Source organism: Desulfurellaceae bacterium, from assembly GCA_021296095.1.
In the GTDB taxonomy this organism is placed as follows: Bacteria; Desulfobacterota; Binatia; order Bin18; family Bin18; genus JAAXHF01.
Genome location: JAGWBB010000041.1, coordinates 33,110 through 39,473, shown reverse-complemented (window position 1 = coordinate 39,473; position 6,364 = coordinate 33,110). Strand labels below are relative to the sequence as shown.

At 63.1% G+C, this 6,364-nt stretch carries 6 protein-coding genes; 1 reads left to right on the top strand and 5 read right to left on the bottom strand.

Annotated features, from left to right (window positions below):
- From J4F42_11705 to J4F42_11685, 5 genes are all read right to left on the bottom strand, one after another.
- The coding region (locus J4F42_11705) for a cation:proton antiporter (protein MCE2486171.1) at positions 1-1,045 on the bottom strand (1,045 nt) is incomplete at its 3' end.
- A 159-nt stretch (positions 1,046-1,204) separates the two neighbouring features.
- A complete protein-coding gene (locus tag J4F42_11700; protein MCE2486170.1) occupies positions 1,205-2,338 on the bottom strand; it encodes an ABC transporter substrate-binding protein in 1,134 nt (377 codons plus the stop codon).
- Positions 2,339-2,450: 112 nt separating this feature from the next.
- Positions 2,451-3,395 carry a pyridoxal-phosphate dependent enzyme gene (locus J4F42_11695; GenBank protein MCE2486169.1) on the bottom strand — a complete coding sequence of 315 codons (945 nt, stop codon included), beginning with the start codon at positions 3,393-3,395 and terminating at the stop codon, positions 2,451-2,453.
- Between the two features lie 6 nt (positions 3,396-3,401).
- The gene (locus J4F42_11690) at positions 3,402-3,740 is read right to left on the bottom strand and encodes a cupin domain-containing protein (protein ID MCE2486168.1); all 339 of its coding nucleotides are present in this window, start codon (positions 3,738-3,740) and stop codon (positions 3,402-3,404) included.
- 15 nt (positions 3,741-3,755) lie between these two features.
- A complete protein-coding gene (locus J4F42_11685) occupies positions 3,756-4,982 on the bottom strand; it encodes a CoA transferase (protein MCE2486167.1) in 1,227 nt (408 codons plus the stop codon).
- A 227-nt stretch (positions 4,983-5,209) separates the two neighbouring features.
- Here J4F42_11685 and J4F42_11680 point away from each other — a divergent pair, with 227 nt between their 5' ends.
- Positions 5,210-6,334, top strand: coding sequence for an acetamidase/formamidase family protein (locus tag J4F42_11680; GenBank protein MCE2486166.1), 1,125 nt, complete (start codon positions 5,210-5,212; stop codon positions 6,332-6,334).
- Positions 6,335-6,364 lie beyond the last annotated feature (30 nt).

Sequence of the window (6,364 nt, the reverse complement as noted above, 5' to 3'; positions counted from 1 at the left end):
TGAAAGCGCCGGTGAAGTTGCCGAGCAATGGGATCAGCGCCAACCCCGCCATGGCCTCCAGCGGCAAGGTTACGAAGGTGAAGCTGAAGCTCAATCCGGCGGAAGCAAAGAAGAGGGGCACGAAAAATCCCTCGGCCACGCTGCGAATCCCCGGGATGATCTCCCGCTGCACTTGGTAGGGCAGGTTCGACAGCGACGCCCCGAACAGTAGAGCGCCCAGTGAGCCGTGGAGTCCCACCGCTTCCGCGCCGTACACTATCAGGAAGAGCATGCCGAGCAGCAAACCCAGGGAGAGTTGCGGCACCTGGATCACCCGCTGCAACAGCGCTACCACCGGCGGCAGCACCCGCGACGACAAGACCCAGGTTACCACCGAAAAACCGGCAACCTTGCCCAGCAAAATCAGTATGCCGACAGGCGAAACCTGGTGGGCGTGTTCGCCGATGCTGAAGCCGATCAGCAGAAGGGTAATCAACTCGGCGATGATCACCACCGTGAAAATTTGCAGTCCAACCGGCTGTTTCAGATACCCGCCGTCCGTCAGCACTTTGGCCACGATGCCCAGACTGGTCATCGACAGCACGCCGGCCAAGGCCAGCGACTCGGTGAAATTCAGTTTCAGTCCGAAATCGAAAACGACATCGGTGGTGACCAGCATCGAAATACTGAGTGACACGATCACGGACAGTACGGCCGCGAGGAAGTAATGGCCTCTGAGGGACGACATGAAACTGGAGATATCCACTTCGTCCAGGCCGATGAGGAAGAAAAAAATGAACACACCCAGAGCCAAAACCAGCTCGAGGTGCAGCGAAGGCTCAATCCACCAGACGCCGGTCAGTTCCAGGACCGGCCCAAGGAACATCCCTGTCGCCGCATAGGCGATGATGGAGTTCAACCGCAGCCTGCGAAAAACGCCCTCGGCCAACTTGGCAACGATGATGAGCATCCCGAGAGTCAACAGCGATTGGTGCAGTTCATGCGTGTGCTCACCGAATCCGAACAGATCCGCTATCGCTTGGAGCGAGAAGCCTTCCAGGGACATCTTGAGGTTCTCCGCAGGTGCCGTTTGAGAGGTCTTTAGTACGAGCCTCTGAGTTTTTCGACCCTGTGGTAGTTGCCGTCCGTAGCAATCACGGTCAAGAACACGGCGTCGGAGCCCTGGTTATCGTCCGGCCCGTACTTGAGCTGCATGCCGTCGATTTCAATGGTGCCGGCATCTCGCACCGCGTGGAGAAGGCACTCTCGACTCAGGTCGGGGCCGCAGGCTTTGAGGCCGGCGACGGCCAGGCGTCCGGCCAGATACCCTTCCAGCGAAACGAAGCCGGGCTCCGCCTGGGGGGCGTACTCGGAGAGGGCGCTGTGGTATCGAGCTACCACGGGGATGTTTTCGCGTAACGTACACGCCGGCCCCGTCGGGCCCCAACTCGTTCGCCAAAGCGTTGCTCCCCACGAAGGAGACCGTCATGAACACCGGGTCCAGCTCCCGCCGCACCAATTCTATGGTCTTGACCACCGGCTTGTAGGAGCCAATCAGGATCACCGCTTCCGGATTGGCCGCGGTGATTTTGAGCGCTGCTCCCTTCACGGCACGGGTATTGCGTGGGTAGTGCGAGGCCGCTACCGGCTCCAGGCCCCGGCGCTCCAGTGCCAATCGTGTGCCCTCCAGTCCATTCAAGCCGAAGGAATCATCCTGGTAGAAGACGGCAACGCGGGTGATCTCCAGGTCCTCGGTGAGACGCGCCACCATCTCCTCGGTTTCCTGGTAGTACGAGGCCCGGACGTTGAGCACATTGTCCAACTCGCGGTCGCGCAAGAACTCGGCCCCCGTGAACGGAGCCAGGAAGGGCACCCCGGCAGCCTGGGCCAGCGGTGATGCAGCGCGGGCCGTGGGTGTGCCCACCGCTCCGATCAGCGCGAATACCCTTTCATTCTCAATCAACCGTTGCGTGTTGGAAGCGGCAAAGTCGCTTTCATAGCCGTCATCCAACGCCCTGAGCTTCAGTTCGCGGCCATGGACGCCTCCTGCCTGATTGGCCTCGTGGAATGCCGCCTCAATTCCCAGGCGCATCGCCTTGCCCAATTCCCGGGCAGGCCCGGTGAACGCGGCAGATTGACCAAAAAGGACGTGGTCGTCGGAAACCCCGGGGTCCTCGTGGCCTTCTTCCTGCGCCGTTGCCGGGTGCGGCGTATGCATTCCCCTTCCGCCGTCATTTGGCTCGGGGGCATCCTGCCCGTCCAGACAGGCCATGCCAAAGGTTGCCAGCAGTAACCCTGCAACCATCGTAAGAGGGGAGGGGATCAAGTGAGAAGCCAAACGCCGCACCAGCTTCATCATCGCGTCTTCCTCACTGGCAGATTGTGGAAGAGTAGCATGAGCGTCTTCTCCTGCGGTGACAACGGCTGTCTGTAGTGTAACCAACCCGCGTCTGAGGCCCTAGTCGCAGCGCTCACGAAAAGGGCAGGCGGGCCAGATCGACATTGCCGCCCGACAAGATAATCGCCACCCGCTTGCCCCGCACCCCGACCGACCGGCCCAGCAGCGCGCCAAGCGGGACCGCAGCCGAGGGCTCGACGATGATTTTCATCCGCTCCCAGATCAGCCGCATGGCCCGGACGATGTCGGCCTCCTCGACGGTCACAATATCGTCCACACAGTCCCGAATGATGGCAAAGGTCTTGTCGCCCAGCGAGGTCAACAGCCCGTCGGCAATGGTCTGGGGATTGACCGACGGAATGATGTGGCCGGCCCGGAACGACCGGTAGGCGTCGTCCGCGCCCCTGGGTTCGGCGGCGATCACCCGGGTAGGTGGGGACAGGCTGCGGACTGTCAGCGCCGTTCCGCTGACCAGACCGCCCCCGCCGACCGGGGTCAGAATCAGGTCGAGGTCGGGTATGTCTGCGAGCAGTTCCAGGGCTGCGGTCGCCTGTCCGGCGATAATGCGTTCGTCGTTATACGGCGGAATAAACACCGCGCCGGTTTCGGCCACGATCCGGGCCAGCCCGGCTTCCCGGGCCTCAAGCGTCGGAGCACAAAACGTGATCTGCGCCCCATAGCCGGCGACCGCCTCCTTTTTCACCTGCGGAGCAGTGTCGGGCATGACCACATAGGCGGGCACCCCCCGCAGTCGGGCGGCCAGGGCCAGGGCCGCAGCGTGGTTGCCGGAGGAGTGGGTGGCGACGCCGGCGGCTGCGGCCCGCTCATTGAGCGACAGGACCGCGTTGGTCGCCCCGCGAATCTTGAACGCGCCCACTTTCTGGAAATTCTCGCACTTGAAGAACAGCCGGGCGCCGACAATCCGGTCGACGCCGGCACAGCTGAGAACCGGCGTGCGGTGGATATGGCGACGGATGCGGTCGGCGGCAGCGCGGATATCGGTCAGGCTGGGTCTCATGCCTGGCTAATCACCCAGGGGCACGACCGCAGTCACGACCGGGGTGTCGCTCACCGCCCGCGTGGTGTGGCCCTGGCCGGTCGTGTCCTCAACCAGGCGCGCGTCGCCCGGACCGAAGCGGCGCGTGGTGCCGTCGCCCAGGCCGATCTCCAGCTCGCCGGACAGAATGATGACATACTGCCGACGGGGCGCCGGGTGCCAGTCGATGAACCGGCCGGGGGCCATCTCGGCAAAAAAGATGCGCGAAGCGTTTTGCGCCTCGGTCAGCTCGGGGTGTGAGGCCAGACTCTGGTCTTCAAAGTGCGACTGACCGTCGGCACCGGTGTAGAGTCGGAACAAACCCATGGTGAGACTCCTTTCTCAAATAACCCCTTGGTCTTTCAGCGCTTGCAGCCGGGCGTCGGCCAGACCCAGCAGCTGGCCGTATACCTCGGCGTTATGCGCGCCCAGTTCCGGCGCCGGCTGGTCGAACTGCACCGGGTTTTCGACAAACGTGATCGGCATGCCAAAGCCCTTGACGCCCGGCATCGGGCCGTGGGTCGGATGCGACAGGGGCACGACCATGCCTCGGGCGGCCAGATGTTCGTCTTCCAGGAGCTGTTGGGGATCCAGCACCGGGCTGGAGGGCACCTCGTGCGCTTGCAGGATTTGGACCGCCTCGGCCACCGTATGCTGAGCCATCCAGTCCTGCATGAGCTGGTCAACCTCGGCGCGGTTTTTGACCCGGTTCGACAGGTGGGAATAGCGGGGGTCGTCCTTGAGGTCTTCCCGGCCGATGGCCCGCAGACAGTTCTCCCAGCCACGGGCGGTGACGGCGCACACCGACACGTGGCCGTCCGAGGCGTCGTAGACGTTGAACGGCGCCCCGCCGATGTGCGAGTTGCCGCGCCGGACCGGAATTTCCCCGGCGTTCAGGTACTCGACCAGCTCGGGCAGGAAGAAGAAAGTCCCGTCCTGCATCGAGATATCGACCCACTCGCCGCGGCCGGTTTTGTCACGTTGCTGGAGGGCTGACAGGATGCCGATGACCCCGAACAGGGGCGCTGTGGTATCGCTGATGGCCGCCCCGCAGCGGACCGGCTGGCGGTCGGGAAAACCGGTCACGCTGTTAATCCCGCCCATGGCCTGAATGATCGGATCGTAGGCCCGCCATTCGCTGTACGGGCCGGTCTGACCAAAACCCGAGATGGAGCACACAATGAGCCGCGGGTTGACCTCCCGCAGGCTGGCAAAGCTCAGGCCCATCTTGTCCAGGGTGCCGGGCGAGTAATTCTCGACCACGACATCGGCCTTGCGGCACAGCTGCTTGAACAGCTCGACGCCCTGAGCCGAACGCAGGTTGAGCGTCACGCTCTTTTTATTACGGGCCCGATGCAGGACCATCAGGCCGATGTCGTCCTCGGTCTGCTTGCTCAGGCTGGCGCCCCGAGGACCGGCGTAGGGCGGACGGTCGCGGTGGCCTTCACCCTTGCCCGGGGGTTCGACTTTTATGACCTCGGCGCCCAAGCCGCCCAGCAACAGGGTGCAGTACGGACCGGCCAGAAAACGGGTCAGGTCGAGGACGCGCAGATGTTCGAGTGGCTTCATAGTCCCTCCTGCCAAAAAGAGTAAAACCACATGAACATGTTGACACGTTTACTCTTTTGCTGGGGCTGGTGTATATCAACTCGGGCCGGAAGGGCAAGACGAACGGCGGCCTATCCTTGGCCGCCAAAGCGGGCTAAGAAGGCAAGACATTCCAAAAAGAGTAAACGTGTCCTCCAGCCACATGAACATGTTGACACGTTTACTCTTTAGCCAAAGGGGGAGAGCGTATGGCCCCAACAGCCGATGTCTATATTGCGATTGACCGGACCAAATCGCTCAGTCAGGAGCCCCACACCGGCCATAACCGCTGGCACCCCGACATTCCGCCGGTGGCCACGGTTGAGCCCGGTCAGGTGGTTGGCCTGGAAACCCGCGACGCCTTTGATGGCCAGCTACAGCCCGACTCAGGGACCGAAGATGTGGGCAGGATCGACCTGAATGTGGTTCATCCGCTGACCGGGCCGGTCTATATCAGCGGCGCCGAGCCCGGCGATTTGCTTGAGGTGACGATCCGGGACATTGAGCCGCAGCCCTTCGGCTTCACCGTCCAGGCGGTGGGCTTTGGGTTTCTGCGCGATGTGTTTCCCGAACCCCATATCGTGCGCTGGACGATTGCCGACGGCGCGGCCACGTCTGAGGATCTGCCCCGAGTCCGCATCCCGGGCGCACCGTTCATGGGGGTGATGGGTGTTGCGCCCTCGCACGAGCTGCTGGAGCGTATCAACAGCCGCGAGACCGAGCTGGCCGGTCGCGGCGGAATGGTGCTGCTGCCCGAAACGGCCGGTGCGATTCCGGCTGATGGCGGGCTGGCCGGCCGCGCCATGCGGACGATCGCGCCCCACGAGACCGGCGGCAACGTCGATATCAAGCAGCTGACCGCAGGCACGCTGCTGCGGATTCCCGTCTACGTGCCCGGTGGCCTGTTTTCGGTTGGCGACGCGCATTTTGCCCAGGGCGACGGCGAGTGTTGCGGCACGGCGGTGGAAATGGCGGCGACCTGTTACTGTTCTTTCAGCCTGCTCAAACAGGTCGCGGCCGAGCGTCAGATCAACGATGTGCAGTTCTCCCGCAGCGAGTACTTCACCACGCCCGAGATGGCCGCACCCCGGCGCTTTTTTGCCACCACCGGCCAGTGTACGACCCGTGACGGCCAGGCCCGGGCCGAGGACGCCAGCCTGGCGGCCAGGAACGCGCTGCTGAACATGATCGATCATCTGATGGCCGAGTACGGCTATACCCGCCAGCAGGCCTACGCCATTTGCAGTGTGGCGGTCGATCTGAAGATCAGCGAGGTGGTGGATGTGCCGAACTTTGTGGTGTCGGCCTTTTTGCCGCTCGACATTTTTGACTAAGCTCAGCCACGCCTTCGCTCTGCCGGTCAC

What these genes read in the sequence shown, in the direction of transcription:
- J4F42_11700 (MCE2486170.1), bottom strand. Translation starts at nt 2,338, where the DNA reads ATGATGAAGCTGGTGCGGCGTTTGGCTTCTCACTTGATCCCCTCCCCT.
- J4F42_11695 (MCE2486169.1), bottom strand. Translation starts at nt 3,395, where the DNA reads ATGAGACCCAGCCTGACCGATATCCGCGCTGCCGCCGACCGCATCCGT.
- J4F42_11690 (MCE2486168.1), bottom strand. Translation starts at nt 3,740, where the DNA reads ATGGGTTTGTTCCGACTCTACACCGGTGCCGACGGTCAGTCGCACTTT.
- J4F42_11685 (MCE2486167.1), bottom strand. Translation starts at nt 4,982, where the DNA reads ATGAAGCCACTCGAACATCTGCGCGTCCTCGACCTGACCCGTTTTCTG.
- J4F42_11680 (MCE2486166.1), top strand. Translation starts at nt 5,210, where the DNA reads ATGGCCCCAACAGCCGATGTCTATATTGCGATTGACCGGACCAAATCG.